The sequence below is a fragment of the Micromonospora sp. S4605 genome, from assembly GCF_003176715.1.
Lineage (GTDB): Bacteria > Actinomycetota > Actinomycetes > Mycobacteriales > Micromonosporaceae > Micromonospora > Micromonospora echinaurantiaca.
The window spans coordinates 1-14,509 of the sequence record NZ_QGSW01000112.1 but is presented as its reverse complement, the minus strand read 5'-3'; the positions used below and the strand labels follow the sequence as shown (position 1 = coordinate 14,509).

12 protein-coding genes are annotated in these 14,509 nt (G+C 72.5%); 2 read left to right on the top strand and 10 right to left on the bottom strand.

The features are described 5' to 3' along the window. Window positions 1-57: 57 nt before the first annotated feature. From DLJ47_RS06920 to lysS, 3 genes are all read right to left on the bottom strand, one after another. Window positions 58-2,589 (bottom strand): ATP-dependent Clp protease ATP-binding subunit, encoded by a 2,532-nt coding sequence (locus tag DLJ47_RS06920; RefSeq protein ID WP_088996392.1) that lies wholly within the window; start codon window positions 2,587-2,589, stop codon window positions 58-60. Window positions 2,590-3,322: 733 nt separating this feature from the next. Further along, window positions 3,323-3,667: a histone-like nucleoid-structuring protein Lsr2 gene (locus tag DLJ47_RS06915; RefSeq protein ID WP_197700191.1), complete on the bottom strand. Its 345-nt coding sequence runs from the start codon at window positions 3,665-3,667 to the stop codon at window positions 3,323-3,325. A gap of 112 nt (window positions 3,668-3,779) precedes the next feature. Then, a complete protein-coding gene (gene lysS / locus DLJ47_RS06910) occupies window positions 3,780-5,288 on the bottom strand; it encodes a lysine--tRNA ligase (protein ID WP_109899229.1) in 1,509 nt (502 codons plus the stop codon). Window positions 5,289-5,379: 91 nt separating this feature from the next. Here lysS and DLJ47_RS06905 point away from each other — a divergent pair, with 91 nt between their 5' ends. Further along, a complete protein-coding gene (locus DLJ47_RS06905; protein ID WP_109899228.1) occupies window positions 5,380-6,120 on the top strand; it encodes a class I SAM-dependent methyltransferase in 741 nt (246 codons plus the stop codon). 7 nt (window positions 6,121-6,127) lie between these two features. Here the strand turns inward: DLJ47_RS06905 and DLJ47_RS06900 are convergent, their stop codons facing one another. Next, entirely contained in the window at window positions 6,128-6,886 is a 759-nt protein-coding gene (locus tag DLJ47_RS06900; RefSeq protein ID WP_088996396.1) for a type III pantothenate kinase, read from the bottom strand. A 118-nt stretch (window positions 6,887-7,004) separates the two neighbouring features. Between DLJ47_RS06900 and DLJ47_RS06895 the strand changes: the two genes are divergently transcribed. After that, on the top strand, window positions 7,005-8,096 hold the full coding sequence (locus tag DLJ47_RS06895) for a hypothetical protein (RefSeq protein ID WP_146228042.1): 1,092 nt from the start codon (window positions 7,005-7,007) through the stop codon (window positions 8,094-8,096). Between the two features lie 83 nt (window positions 8,097-8,179). Here DLJ47_RS06895 and nadC read toward each other — a convergent pair whose 3' ends face one another. From nadC to DLJ47_RS06865, 6 genes are all read right to left on the bottom strand, one after another. Next, a complete protein-coding gene (gene nadC, locus DLJ47_RS06890) occupies window positions 8,180-9,076 on the bottom strand; it encodes a carboxylating nicotinate-nucleotide diphosphorylase (RefSeq protein ID WP_109899226.1) in 897 nt (298 codons plus the stop codon). After that, entirely contained in the window at window positions 9,073-10,767 is a 1,695-nt protein-coding gene (locus DLJ47_RS06885; protein WP_109899225.1) for an L-aspartate oxidase, read from the bottom strand. Before DLJ47_RS06885 ends, nadC begins: the two co-directional genes overlap by 4 nt. Window positions 10,768-10,841: 74 nt before the next feature. Next, window positions 10,842-11,738 carry a septum formation family protein gene (locus DLJ47_RS06880; RefSeq protein ID WP_109899224.1) on the bottom strand — a complete coding sequence of 299 codons (897 nt, stop codon included), beginning with the start codon at window positions 11,736-11,738 and terminating at the stop codon, window positions 10,842-10,844. A 146-nt stretch (window positions 11,739-11,884) separates the two neighbouring features. After that, window positions 11,885-12,307: an aspartate 1-decarboxylase gene (panD, locus tag DLJ47_RS06875; RefSeq protein ID WP_088996401.1), complete on the bottom strand. Its 423-nt coding sequence runs from the start codon at window positions 12,305-12,307 to the stop codon at window positions 11,885-11,887. 31 nt (window positions 12,308-12,338) lie between these two features. Next, on the bottom strand, window positions 12,339-13,187 hold the full coding sequence (panC, locus tag DLJ47_RS06870) for a pantoate--beta-alanine ligase (protein WP_109899223.1): 849 nt from the start codon (window positions 13,185-13,187) through the stop codon (window positions 12,339-12,341). Window positions 13,188-13,278: 91 nt separating this feature from the next. After that, a complete protein-coding gene (locus tag DLJ47_RS06865) occupies window positions 13,279-14,256 on the bottom strand; it encodes a Rossmann-like and DUF2520 domain-containing protein (RefSeq protein ID WP_088996403.1) in 978 nt (325 codons plus the stop codon). Between the last annotated feature and the right edge of the window lie 253 nt (window positions 14,257-14,509).

Below are 14,509 nucleotides of genomic sequence, written 5' to 3'. Positions count from 1 at the left end.
AAAGGGCGACGGCCCGGTGGCGGGTGCCACCGGGCCGTCGCCCTCGTGCTGTTGGCCTTACTCGTCCGCGCCCGCGGCGGCGGTGCCGCCGAGGTCGGCCGGGACCGCGTCCGGCACGTCGACCGGCTTGTCGGCGCCCCGGAAGACGAGCTTGGACTTGTCGATGTTGCTCGGGTCGCCCTCGCAGTCCACCACCACGATCTGACCCGGGGTCAGCTCGTTGAAGAGGATCCGCTCGGAGAGGTTGTCCTCGATGTCGCGCTGGATCGTGCGACGCAGCGGACGCGCGCCGAGCACCGGGTCGAAGCCCTTCTTCGCCAGGTACTTCTTGGCGTTGTCGGTCAGCTCCAGACCCATGTCCTTGTTCCGCAGCTGGGTCTCGATCCGCGCGATCATGATGTCCACGATCGAGAGGATCTCGTTCTCCCGCAGCTGGTGGAAGACGATGGTGTCGTCGATCCGGTTCAGGAACTCAGGCCGGAAGTGCTGCTTGAGCTCGTCGTTGACCTTCTGCTTCATCCGGTCGTAGTTGGACTCGGAGTCCTCCGACGCCTGGAAGCCGAGCGACACCGCCTTGGCCACGTCACGCGTACCCAGGTTGGTGGTCAGGATGATGACCGTGTTCTTGAAGTCCACGATCCGACCCTGACCGTCGGTGAGCCGACCGTCCTCAAGGATCTGGAGCAGCGTGTTGAACACGTCCGGGTGGGCCTTCTCGATCTCGTCGAAGAGGACCACCGAGAACGGCCGACGCCGCACCTTCTCGGTCAGCTGCCCGCCCTCGTCGTAGCCGACGTAGCCGGGAGGAGCACCCACCAGCCGGGAGACCGTGTAGCGGTCGTGGAACTCGGACATGTCCAGCTGGATGAGGGCGTCCTCGCTGCCGAACAGGAACTCGGCCAGCGCCTTGGAGAGCTCGGTCTTACCGACGCCGGACGGGCCGGCGAAGATGAACGAGCCCGAGGGACGCTTCGGGTCCTTCAGCCCGGCGCGGGTACGCCGAATCGCCTTGGACACCGCCTTGACCGCGTCCTCCTGGCCGATGACGCGCTTGTGCAGCTCGTCCTCCATGCGCAGCAGGCGCGAGGTCTCCTCCTCGGTCAGCTTGTAGACCGGGATGCCGGTCCAGTTGCCGAGCACCTCGGCGATCTGCTCGTCGTCAACCTCGCTGACGACGTCCAGGTCACCGGCCTTCCACTCCTTCTCCCGCTGGGCCTTCTGGCCGAGGAGCTGCTTCTCCTTGTCGCGCAGCTGGGCGGCGCGCTCGAAGTCCTGCGCGTCGATCGCGGACTCCTTGTCGCGACGCACCTGGGCGATGCGCTCGTCGAAGTCGCGCAGGTCTGGCGGCGCGGTCATCCGGCGGATCCGCATCCGGGCACCGGCCTCGTCGATCAGGTCGATCGCCTTGTCCGGCAGGAAGCGGTCGGAGATGTAGCGGTCGGCCAGCGTCGCCGCCGCGACCAGGGCCGCGTCGGTGATGCTCACCCGGTGGTGCGCCTCGTAGCGGTCGCGCAGCCCCTTGAGGATCTCGATGGTGTGCGCCAGGGACGGCTCACCCACCTGGATCGGCTGGAACCGGCGCTCGAGGGCGGCGTCCTTCTCCAGGTGCTTGCGGTACTCGTCCAGCGTGGTGGCGCCGATGGTCTGCAGCTCGCCACGGGCCAGCATCGGCTTGAGGATGCTCGCCGCGTCGATCGCGCCCTCGGCGGCACCCGCACCCACCAGGGTGTGGATCTCGTCGATGAACAGGATGATGTCGCCCCGGGTGCGGATCTCCTTGAGCACCTTCTTGAGGCGCTCCTCGAAGTCACCGCGGTAGCGGGAACCGGCGACCAGGGCGCCGAGGTCGAGCGTGTAGAGCTGCTTGTCCTTCAGCGTCTCGGGCACCTCGCCCTTGATGATCTTCTGGGACAGCCCCTCCACCACGGCGGTCTTGCCGACGCCGGGCTCACCGATCAGGACCGGGTTGTTCTTGGTACGGCGGGAGAGCACCTGCATGACCCGCTCGATTTCCTTCTCGCGCCCGATGACCGGGTCGAGCTTGCCCTCGCGGGCGGCCTGGGTCAGGTTACGGCCGAACTGGTCCAGCACGAGGCTGGTCGACGGCGCGGCCTCACCCGGCGCGGCGCCCGCCGCGGCCGGCTCCTTGCCCTGGTAGCCGGAGAGCAGCTGGATCACCTGCTGGCGGACCCGGTTGAGGTCCGCGCCGAGCTTGACCAGCACCTGGGCGGCGACGCCCTCACCCTCGCGGATCAGACCGAGCAGGATGTGCTCCGTGCCGATGTAGTTGTGGCCGAGCTGCAGCGCCTCGCGCAGCGACAGCTCCAGCACCTTCTTGGCCCGCGGCGTGAACGGGATGTGCCCGCTCGGCGCCTGCTGGCCCTGGCCGATGATCTCCTCGACCTGCTGGCGGACGCCCTCGAGGGAGATGCCGAGGCTCTCCAGGGCCTTTGCCGCGACACCCTCACCCTCGTGGATCAGGCCCAGCAGGATGTGCTCCGTACCGATGTAGTTGTGGTTGAGCATCCGGGCCTCTTCCTGGGCCAGGACGACAACCCGTCGCGCTCGGTCGGTGAACCGCTCGAACATGCCCTCGTGCTCCTCACGTGCCGTGCGCCTTGATGGTCAAAGATCTTGGCGGGGCCGGTGCGCGAACGCCCGGGACGGGCGTCCTTGCCTCATTACTCTATCGCCGCGGACCGACTCAGCTGAGGTCGTGTGTCTCCGGCAGGAGCCGTGTACGCGTCGCTTTGCACAACCGTCCGCGCTCAGCGGGTGTTCCGGTACCCCGAGCGCTACGCGTAGAGCGAAATTCCGCCCGCCGGTCGGACAACGTCTGGAACGGCCCAGGCGGGGCCCGACGGCACCCGCACGGCCGGGAACGACGCCGGCGCGACCGGCGCATGGGGCCGCCCGACGGTCATCCACAAGCTGTGGAAAACTCCTCCACCGGCTGTGGACAACGCGAGTCCCCCCGGGATTCTTCCCCCCGTCCACCACGCGGCCGGACCACCGCGAGCACCCGCGCTACGTGGTCCACTCCAGGGCGCCGAATGCACCGGCGTGCCGTGGCCGCCCGGGATGACAGCGGCGTGCGGTGCCCGACCCGAAACGACCGGCCGGCGTGCCGTGGCCGCCATGTCCGGTCAAACGTGTGTGCGCCGATCCGGACGGGCGGCGTGCCGTGGCCGCGATGTCCGGTTCGGCGCACACACGTCCCCGGCGGCCCGGGAGGCGGGAAACCGGACCCCGGGGGCGGAAACGGCGACGCCGGCCCGGAGAAGTGCTCCGGCCCGGCGTCGGGTCGCCCGTCGGCGGCGCGTCAGCGCGTGGCGTGGTACTCGTCGACGATCTCCTGAGGGATCCGGCCCCGGTCGGAGATGTCCTTGCCGGCCTTCTTGGCCCAGGCCCGGATCGCCTTGTTTTGCTCCCGGTCGGCGGTGGCGCCGCCCCGGCCGCGGGCGGCCCGGCCGCCGACGACCACGCCGCCCCGGCCGACCTTGGTGCCCGCCCCGACGTACGGCGCGAATACCTCACGCAATTTCTCGGCGTTGGAACTCGACAGGTCGATCTCGTACTGAACGCCGTCGAGGGCGAACTTGACGGTCTCGTCAGCGTCCCCGCCGTCCAGGTCATCGACCAGCTTGTGAATGATCTGCTTGGCCACGTCCCACATTCCTTTCGAGCAGGGTGCACCTGCAAACTGCAAGAACAATAACCCGTACGACGCGCGCCGCGTCAATAGGATGCGGTATCGATCCGGTGGAGGGTTGTTGCGACTACTCCGGGCGCACCAACGGGAACAGGATCGTTTCCCGAATTCCCAGGCCGGTGAGCGCCATCAACAGCCGGTCGATTCCCATTCCCATACCCCCGGCCGGTGGCATTCCGTACTCCATCGCGCGGAGGAAGTCCTCGTCCAGCCGCATGGCCTCGTCGTCGCCCCGGGCGGCGAGCTGCGCCTGGGCCAGCAGCCGCTCCCGCTGCACCACCGGGTCGACCAGCTCCGAGTACGCGGTGCCCAGCTCGAAACCGAGCACGTAGAGGTCCCACTTCTCGGCCAGTCCCGGCTCGCTGCGGTGCGCGCGGGTCAGCGGGCTGGTCTCCACCGGGTAGTCCCGGACGAAGGTGGGCGCCTCCAGACCGGGGACCACCAGTTCCTCGAACAGCTCCTCGGCCAGCTTGCCGGGCCCCCACTTCGGGTCGACGGCGAGGTCGACCTTGTCGGCGTACTCGACCAGCCGGGCCCGTTCGGTGTGCACGGTCACCTCTTCGCCGAGCGCCTCGGAAAGCACCCCGTAGAGAGTCACCGAACGCCACTCGCCGCCCAGGTCGAACTCCCGGCCGTCGGCGTGGGTGACCAGCGTCGAGCCACTGACCGCGATCGCCGCCCGCTGGACGAGATTTCGGGTCAGCTCGGCCATCGTGTTGTAGTCGCCGTACGCCTGGTAGGTCTCCAGCATCGCGAACTCCGGCGAGTGCGAAGAGTCGACGCCCTCATTACGGAAGTTGCGGTTGATCTCGAAGACCCGCTCCACGCCGCCGACCACTGCACGCTTCAGAAACAGTTCCGGCGCGATTCGCAGATACAGATCGGTGTCGAGTGCATTGCTGTGGGTCACGAATGGGCGGGCCGCCGCGCCACCGTGCAGCAACTGCAGCATCGGCGTCTCCACCTCGATGAAACCCTGCTCGTGCAGCGAATCACGCAGACTGCGTACGGTGGCCGCCCGGGTGCGGACCATCTGGCGCGCCTGCGGGCGGACGATCAGGTCGACGTAGCGCTGCCGGACCCGGGCCTCCTCGCTCAGCGGCTTGTGCGCCACCGGCAGCGGGCGCAGCGCCTTGGCGGTGACCACCCACTGCTCGGCCAGCACCGACAACTCGCCCCGGCGGCTGGTGATCACCTCGCCGGTCACCCCGACGAGGTCGCCGAGGTCCACCAGGCGCTTCCAGTCCTCCAGCCGCTCCGGGCCGACCCGGTCGAGGGAGAGCATCGCCTGCAACTCGGTGCCGTCACCGTCGCGCAGGGTGGCGAAGCAGAGCTTGCCGGTGTTGCGTACGAAGATCACCCGACCGGTGACCGAGGCCCGGTCGCCGGTGGCGGTGTCGGTCGGCAGGTCGGCGTACTTCTCGCGGATCTCGGCCAGCGTGTGGGTGCGCGGGAATCCGACCGGGTACGGCTCGACGCCGTCGGCGAGCATCCGGTCCCGCTTCTCCCGGCGGACCTTCATCTGCTCGGGAAGGTCGTCGGCGGGGTCCACTGGCACGGGCTTCTGCTCGGTCACGGCACGCTTCCTCAAAGGGAGTTGTTCGGCGGGGTCAACCCCCGAGCGTACTCAAGCACCCAGTTGCCGGTTACCGGATAACCTGCCCGTCATGACCGACCCCACTCAGGCGCTCTCATTCGGGGCGGTGGCCGCCCACTACGACCGGTTCCGGCCCCGCTATCCGCGGGAGGCGGTCCGCTGGGCGCTCGCCGGCCTGGCCCCGTCCGCCCGGGTGGTGGACCTGGGCGCCGGCACCGGCATCCTCACCCGCGCGGTGCTGGCCCTCGGCCACCAGGTGGTGCCGGTCGAGCCCGACCCCGGGATGCGGGCCCAACTCGACGCCGCGACCCCGGGCACCGTCGCCCTGGCCGGCAGCGCGGAGTCCGTGCCACTGCCGGACGGCACGGCCGACGCGGTGATCGTCGGCCAGGCGTACCACTGGTTCGACCGGGAGCGGGCGCACGCCGAGATCGCCCGGGTGGTGCGGCCGGGGGGCGTCTTCGCGCCGATCTGGAACGTCCGGGACGAGAAGGTCGCCTGGGTGGCCGAGCTGAGCCGGATCGCCCACATCGGAGACAGCGCGGGGAACGTGATCGAGAAGTACGCCGACTTCGGCGCCGACTTCGGGCCGATCGAGCTGGGCCGGTTCGCGCACACGAGCACGCTCACCCCCGGCGAGGTGATCGAGCTGCTGCACACCCGCTCGTACTGGCTCACCGCACCGGCGAAGGAGCGCGGGAAGATCGACCGACAACTGCGTGACCTCTTCGCCAGCCACCCCGACCTGGCCGGGCGGGACACCGTCGAGCTGCCGTACCAGACCCTGGTGTTCCGGTCCCGACGGCGCTGAACCGGGGTCAGACGTTGCGGTCGTAGACCATCCGCAGGCCGATCAGGGTGATCATCGGTTCGTGGTGGGTGATCGTCCGGCACTCGTTGATCACCAGCGAGGCCAACCCGCCGGTGGCGATCACGGCCCGCACCTCGCCCAGTTCCTCGGTCATCCGCTCGACGATCCGGTCAACCTGGCCGGCGAAGCCGAAGTAGAGGCCGGACTGGAGGCACTCGACGGTGTTCTTGCCGATCACCGAGCGGGGCCGGGTGGCCTCGACCTTGCGCAGCTGGGCCGCGCGGGCGGCCAGCGCGTCGAAGGAGATCTCGATGCCGGGGGCGAAGGCGCCGCCGAGGAACTCGCCCCGGCCGCTGATCACGTCGAAGTTGGTGGTGGTGCCGAAGTCCACCACGATCGACGGCCCACCGTAGAGGGTGTAGGCGGCCAGGGTGTTGACCACCCGGTCGGCGCCCACCTCCTTCGGGTTGTCGATGGCGAGCTGCACCCCGGTCCGCACCCCGGGCTCGACGATCACACTCGGCAGGTCGGCGTAGTAGCGGGACAGCATGGTGCGCAGCGAGCGCAGCGCGGCCGGCACCGTCGAGCAGGCGGCCACCCCGGTGATCTCGACGGCGTCCCCGGCGAGCAGGCCCCGGAACTTCAGCCCCAACTCGTCCGCCGTCGAGCGCGCATCGGTCTTGATCCGCCAGGAGTGCACCAGCTTGTCGCCGTCGAAGGTCGCCAGCACGGTGTTGGTGTTTCCGATGTCGATGCAGAGCAGCACGCCCGAAGCCTAGACAACGCCGATACGGGCGGGCGCGCAGCGGCCGACGAACCGTATCCTGGACGGATCGCGGCATGAACATAGGTCTATCCACGGCGGGGCCGGACGGGGAGCGGACATGTCGGGGATCTGGTGGGCCCGCGGGCGCAACACGTTGCGCCGGCGCCGTCGGCATGTGCTGGTGCTGGCCGCGCTGACCGGTGGCGCGCTCTGGATGATCGTGCAGTCCTGGCGCTCCGGGCAGACCTTCCGCGGCGACCTCTACCTCAACATCGGCGCCGCCCTGATCATGACGCTGCTGACCTACGTGGTGCTCAACCCGCTCTTCCGCGAACTCCAGACGGTGAGCATCATCGAGCACCCCCGACTCGACCGGGACGCGCTGATCGAACGGGTGGCCAACTGCCGGGAAGCCGTGGCGATCCTGGAGACGTTCACCAGCATGCTGGAGGGGCCGTACACCAACCGGTTCCTCTCCGCGCTGCGGGTCGCGCTGGCCAACGGCGCGACGGTCCGGGTGCTGCTGCTCGACCCGGACTCGCCGGCGGTCCGGCTGCGGGCCGAGGAGCTGCGCCGCTCCGACGCGGCCATCGCGATCATGAACAACCTCTTCCACTTCGGCCGGCTCCAGCAGCAGCTGCCGCCGGCCTCCCGGTCCCGGCTTCGGGTACGCCTCTACAGCACCGCGCCGTCGGTGCAGATGTACCGCTGGGACGACAAGGCGTACATCTCGTTCTTCCCGGTCAGCGGCAAGACCTTCGACGCCCAGCAGATCGAGGCGTTCGTCAACACCCCGCTCGGCGAGTTCGTGGACGACCGGTTCACCGAGCTGTGGGAGACCGCCCCGGTGCGCGACCTCGACTCGTGCCTGAGCCTGCAACTCTGCCTGCGCCAGGACGGGCGGGACCTGGAGACCTGCGAGGCCCGCTACGTGCGGGTCGACGGCACCTGGTACATCGCCGGCAGCGACCTGGTCCGGAACGTGGCCCGGCACGGGCTGGCCGGGCTGAGCGTGGTGCTCCAGCGGCCGGAGGCCGCCGGCCAGACCTTCGCCCTGGGCGAGGCCGACGAGCTGGAGCCCGGCATCTACCACCGCGCGCTCCAGCTCTTCCGGGCCAAGTACGGCCTGGACCACCGGGACGACACCGAGAGCCAGGTGATCTTCAACCTGGTGGGGCCGGCCGCTCTGCCCACGCGGGCCGCTGCCTGAGCCGACCGGCGCGGCGACCCGATCCACCGCGCCGGCCCGCCCGTGCTGACCGCCCGGCGGCCGACGCCGCCGTCGGCCGGGCGTCACTCGGTGCGCAGGTCCATCGCGATGTCGAGGATCGGCGAGGAGTGGGTCAGCGCGCCGACCGAGAGGAAGTCGACGCCGGTCGCCGCGTACCGGGCGGCCACCGCCAGGGTCAGCCCACCGGTCGCCTCCAGCTCGGCCCGGTCGCCGACCGCGGCCACCACCTCGGTCAGCACCTCCGGCGTCATGTTGTCGCAGAGCAGGAAGTTCGCGCCGGCCTCGACCGCCTCCACCGCCTCGGCCAGCGTGGTCACCTCCACCTGCACCGGCACGTCCGGGAACGCCGCTCGGACCCGCCGGTACGCCGGGGTGATGCCGCCGGCCGCCAGCTTGTGGTTGTCCTTGATCATGGCGACGTCATGCAGCCCCATCCGCTTGTTCGTGCCGCCGCCGGCCCGGACCGCGTACTTCTCCAGGGCGCGCAGGCCCGGGGTGGTCTTGCGGGTGTCGAGCACCATCGCCTTGGTGCCGGCCAGCGCGTCCGCCCAGGCCCGGGTGTGGGTGGCCACCCCGGACATCCGGCAGAGCAGGTTGAGCGCGGTCCGCTCGGCGGTGAGCAGCAGCCGGGTCGGCCCGGTCACCGTGGCCAGCACGTCGCCGCGGGCCACCCGCGCGCCGTCCCGCGCGACCAGCGACACCTCGACCGTACGCGCGCCGCCGGTCACCTCGCCGACCAGCTCGAACACCGCGGCCGCCACGGCCAACCCGGCCACCACGCCGTCGGCGCGGGCCACCAGGTCGGCCGTGTCCATCTGCTCGACCGGGATGGTGGCGACGCTGGTGACGTCCAGGAAGTCCGGGCCCAGGTCCTCGACCAGGGCGTCCTCGACCACCCGGCGTACCCGGGCCGGGTCGAGCCCCGCCGCCCGCAACGCCCGCTCGGTCGACTCCGTCATCGCGTCTCCTCCCACTGCTGCGCCAACCGGCCCTGCGCCCCGATCGCGCCGACCAGGTGGCCCAGCCACCGCTCGTCGGTCGTCGGGAAGTCCTCCCGCCAGTGGCAACCCCGGGTCTCCCGGCGGGCGTACGCGGCGGCGACCAGCGTCGACGCCACCGTGACCAGGTTCGTCGCCTCCCAGTCGGCGGTGCGCGGGGTGCCCCGCCCGGAACCCAGGTCGCCCAGGGTCGCCGCGGTCTCCGCCAGCGTCGCGGCCGAGCGGAGCACGCCGGCGCCCTGGGTCATCGCCCGTTGCAGCACCGGGGTCGCCGCGGCCGGCACCACCCAGCCCGCGCCACCGACCCAGGCGCCGGTCGGCGCCGGCTGCGCCTGCTCGGGCAGGCCGGTGGCGATGTGCTCGGCGATCCGCCGGGAGAAGACCAGCCCCTCCAGCAGCGAGTTGCTGGCCAGCCGGTTCGCGCCGTGCACGCCGGTGCAGGCCACCTCGCCGCAGGCGTACAGGCCGGGGATGGAGGTACGGCCGCGCAGGTCGGTGCGGACGCCGCCGGAGGCGTAGTGCGCGGCCGGGGCGACCGGGATCAGATCGACCGCCGGGTCGACCCCGATGGCCAGGCAGGACGCCACGATGGTGGGGAACCGCTGGGCCAGCCAGTCCCCGCCGAGGTGCCGGGCGTCCAGGAAGACGTGGTCGGCGCCGGTGGCCAGCAGCACCCGGTGGATGCCCTTGGCCACCACGTCCCGGGGGGCCAGCTCGGCCAACTCGTGCTGGCCGACCATGAACCGCTTGCCGTCGGCGTCGACCAGGTGCGCGCCCTCGCCGCGCAGCGCCTCGGAGACCAGCGGCTGCTGGGCGTGCCCGGCGCCGGGCACCCGGGCCTGCTCCGGCACGATCAGCGCGGTCGGATGGAACTGGACGAACTCCACGTCGGTCACGGCCGCGCCGGCCCGCATGGCCAGCGCCACCCCGTCGCCGGTGGACACCGCGGGATTGGTGGTGGCCGCGAAGACCTGCCCCATCCCGCCGGTGGCCAGCACCACCGCCCGGGCCAGGATCGCGCCGACCCCGTCCTCGCTGCCCTCGCCGAGCACGTGCAGGGTGATCCCGCAGGCCGGACCGAGCCCGCCCGGGCCGTCGCCGGGCGCCCGGAGCAGGTCCAGCACCAGGGCGTGCTCGACCAGCCGGATCCACGGGTCGCGGCGCACCGCCGCGTGCAGCGCCCGCTGCACCTCGGCCCCGGTCGCGTCGCCACCGGCGTGCACGATCCGGTTGGCCCGGTGCCCGCCCTCGCGGGTCAGCATCAGCGAACCGTCCGGGTTGCGGTCGAACTCGGCGCCGATCCGCATCAGCTCACGCAGCCGGGTCGGCCCCTCCTCGACCAGCACCCGCACCGCGGCCGGGTCGCAGAGGCCGACCCCGGCGACCTCGGTGTCGGCGGCGTGCGCGGCCGGGGTGTCGTGCGGGTCGAGCACCGCGGCGATGCCGCCCTGCGCCCAGCGGGTCGATCCGTCGTCGATGTTGACCTTCGTGACCACGGTGACGTGCAGCCCCGCCTCCCGCAGGTGCAGCGCGGCGGTGAGCCCGGCCACCCCGGAGCCGACCACGATCACATCGGTGGTCTCCACCCAGCCGGGCGCGGGCGCGACCAGCAGCGACGGCAGGGCCGGCAGGTCGAGCGTCGGAAGGTCCATGCCCCCAGTCAACCCGAACGCCCTTCGCCCGGGGCGGCGGGGGCGGGACGAGTGGTTTGGGATACGCCGTCCTGCTACCGGGTGCGCACCGGCAGGCCGGCCGGACCGGCGCCCTTGAGCGAGCCGGTCACCGTACGGTCGCTGAGCCAGAGGTGGCAGCGGACCCCCCGGTCACCCACCCGCCACCGCCCGGCTCCCGGCGGGCGGACCACCACCCCGCTGCGGAAGCGCAGGTCCGCGTCGTCGGGCACGCCGACGTACCGGGCGAGGACCGAGCGGCAGCCGGCGTAGAGCGGCACCCAGTCGGCGTCCCGGCTCGGGTACGGCAGGTCCGGCGCCCGCCACACCCCGACGAACTCGGCGTCGTGGCGGGTGGCGCACTCCACCGGGAGCAGCGTCCCGACGGCCCCGCCCCGACCGCCGCGGGTCTGCTGGCAGCCCAGCCGCAGCCGGGACGCGCCCCGCAGCGCGTCGCGCAGGCTGCCGGTGCGGGTCACCACGGTGGCCGCCGCCTCGACCGTGGTCAGTTCGGTGAGGTCGCAGCGGAACCAGCGGGCGCCGGCCGCCCAGCCGGGCCCGGAGGGCACCGCCACCGCGAGCCGCAGCCGCCCGGCCCGCCACTCGTCGCCGACGTACTCACTGGCCTTGCCGTCACACTCGGTGAACGCGCCGCGCAGCTCGGTCGAGCCGCTGGCCGGCGGGGTCGCCCGAGCGGCCGGGAACGCGCCGACGTGCACCGTTTCCACCCGGTGCGGGGCGGCGCAGTCCACCGGCTGGTACGCCGACAGCGGCACCACGTCGGTGAAGTCCGCCTCATGGCAGACTCCGGCGGCCGGGGTGAACGGCCCCGGGGCGGGCAGGGCGGCCCAGTCGTCGACCAGGTCGCCGTCCAGCCCTCCGGCGCCGCCACAGCCGGCCAGCAGGGCACCCGTGACGACCGCCGCGAGCAGGGTGGTCATCGCACGGCGCATCCGCGGCCTCCCCCAACCACCGACCGTCTTCCGACGGTGTGCTCAGGGTAACCAGGAAGGACCTGCCGGTGACAGACCGGAGGCGGGGTCGGAAACCTCCCGGCCGGCGGCGGGACGGCCGCGACCGCTCGGCTGACCGGAACGGCTCAGACGGCGGCGAACGGGCTGGGCACCGGGTCGCCGGCCATGCCCGGGGCCACCCCGGCCGGGTCGGCGCCCAGCTCGATCACCCGGTTGTCCGCGTCCACGTGCACCACCCGCGGCTGGTACGCGCGGGCCTCGGCGTCGTCCATCTGCCCGTACGAGATCAGGATGACCAGGTCGCCCGGGTGCACCAGGTGCGCGGCGGCACCGTTGATGCCGATCACGCCGCTGCCCCGCTCGCCGGGGATGACGTACGTCTCCAGCCGGGCGCCGTTGGTGATGTCCACGATCGCCACCTGCTCGCCGGGGAGCAGGTCCGCGGCGTCCAGCAGATCCTGGTCCACGGTCACCGAGCCGACGTAGTGCAGGTCGGCCTGGGTCACCGTGGCCCGGTGGATCTTCGACTTGAGCATGGTCCGCAGCATCGGGGTGCCTTTCACGCGTGCGTGGTGGGGTTCAGGGTCGCGGGGCGAGCCGGATCGCCGTGTTGTCGATCAGCCGGGTGTCGCCGACCCAGGCCGCGATGAGCAGCCGGGCCGGGCCGGCGACCGGTCCCGGCTCCAGGTCCGGGTCGGTGAGCACCAGGTAGTCCAGCCGTGCGCCGGGCGTACCGGCGCCGAAGCCGGCGTGCGCGGCGGCCAGCACCGCGCCGGCGTCCAGCCCGCGGTCGGCGGCCTCCGCGCCGGCCCGCAGCGCCGCCGAGAGGCTGAGCGCGGCCTGCCGCTCGGTCGGTGAGAGGTAGCGGTTGCGGCTGGACAGGGCCAGCCCGTCCGGCTCCCGTACGGTCGGCACGCCGACCACCTCGACCGGCACGTCGAGGTCGCGGGCCATCCGCCGCACCAGGGTCAGCTGCTGGTAGTCCTTCTCGCCGAAGAACGCCAGGTCGGGGCGGGTCAGCTGGAGCAGCTTCAGCACCACGGTGAGCACCCCGTGGAAGAAGCCGGGCCGGCTGTGCCCCTCCAGGTCCTCGCCGAGTTGGCCCGGGTTGACCCGGACCCGGGGCTGGCCGTCCGGGTACATCTCCGCCACCGAGGGCGCGAAGACCAGGTCGGCGCCGGCTCGCCGGCAGACCTCCAGGTCGGCATCGAGGGTACGCGGATAGCGGTCGAAGTCCTCGTTCGGGCCGAACTGCAGCGGGTTCACGAAGACGGTGACCAGCACATGGTCGGCCCGCTCCCGGGCGGCCCGCAGCAGCGTCTCGTGCCCCGAGTGCAGGGCGCCCATGGTCATCACCACACCCACGGTGCCCTTCAGCCCGCCGCGCGCCGCGGCCAGCTCGGCCCGGGTGTGCACCAGTTCCGTCACGCGACACCTCCGCCGGTCGTCACCCGCTCGCTCACCGTGCCGCTCGTTCCTCGCGACTGCGGGGCTCGCACACCCGGCTCACTCCTCGCGCTCACGCGGCGACCTCCCGCGCCGTATCGGCCAGCACGCCGAGCAGCGACTCCGCGTCGACCGGGCGCAGCCGGCCGGCCGCGATGGCCCGGTCCGCGGTACGCCGGGCCAGCGCCAGGTACGGCGCGACCGACTCCGGCGCGGTGGCGGCCAACCGGGCCAGGTGCCGCTCCACGGTGCCGGCGTCGCCCCGGGACACCGGGCCGGTCAGCGCGTCGTCGCCGAGCCGCAGCGCGTTCTCGAGCGCGGCCCGCAGCAGCGGGGCGAGCACCTTCTCCGGCTGGGCCACCCCGGCGTCGCGCAGCCGGTCGGCCGCCTCGTTGACCAGGGTCACCAGGTGGTTGGCGCCGTGCGCCAGCGCCGCGTGGTAGAGCGGCCGGTCCGCCTCGCCCACCCACTCGGGCACGCCGCCGAGGTCGGCGACCAGCCGGGCGGCCAGCGGGCGCAGCTCGGCCGGCGCGGTCACCCCGTACGAGATGCCGGCGAGCCGGCCGAGGTCGTCCGGCGTACCGGTGAAGGTCATCGCGGGGTGCAGGGCCAGCGGGCGGGCGCCCACGGCGGCGGCCGGCGCCAGCACGGCCAGCCCGTGCGCGCCGGAGGTGTGCGCGACCACCTGGCCGGGCCGGAGCGCGCCGCTGTCGGCCAGGCCGGCGACCACCCCGGCCAGCGCGTCGTCCGGGACGGCGAGCAGCAGCAGGTCGGTGGCCGCCCGGGCCACCGAGGTGGCGGAGCGGCGGGGAACGCCGGGGAGCAGCAGGGCCAGCCGGGCACGGCTGGCGCCGGAGACGCCGGCGGCGGCGACCACCCGGTGACCGGCGGCGGTCAGCGCCGCACCCAGCACGGCACCGACCCGGCCGGCGCCGATGACGCCGACGGTGAGGAAGCGGGGGGTGGTGGCCGGGGCGCCGGCAAGGGCGCCGCCCGACTGTGCGGCGGCCCCGCGCGGGGCGGCCGGACGCGGGCGCAGCGGTGCGCTCATGGCAACGATCCAGTCCTCGAGAAGGGGTACCGGTCGCCGCAAGTATGCGCCGGGGCAACGATGCCGAAACAGGATGTGTGAAAACCTTCACCAACCGGGCGACCAGCCCGCTCCGGTGGCGCGCCGCGCCCCGCTGTGCAGCGGTACCGACCGATGATCGTCTGACGCTCAGAAGGTGTCCGGACCCGGTTGCGACCTTCTCCCGATCAGAGGATCACGGCCGAGGTGGCGGGGGCAGGCGACGGAGGGGGTG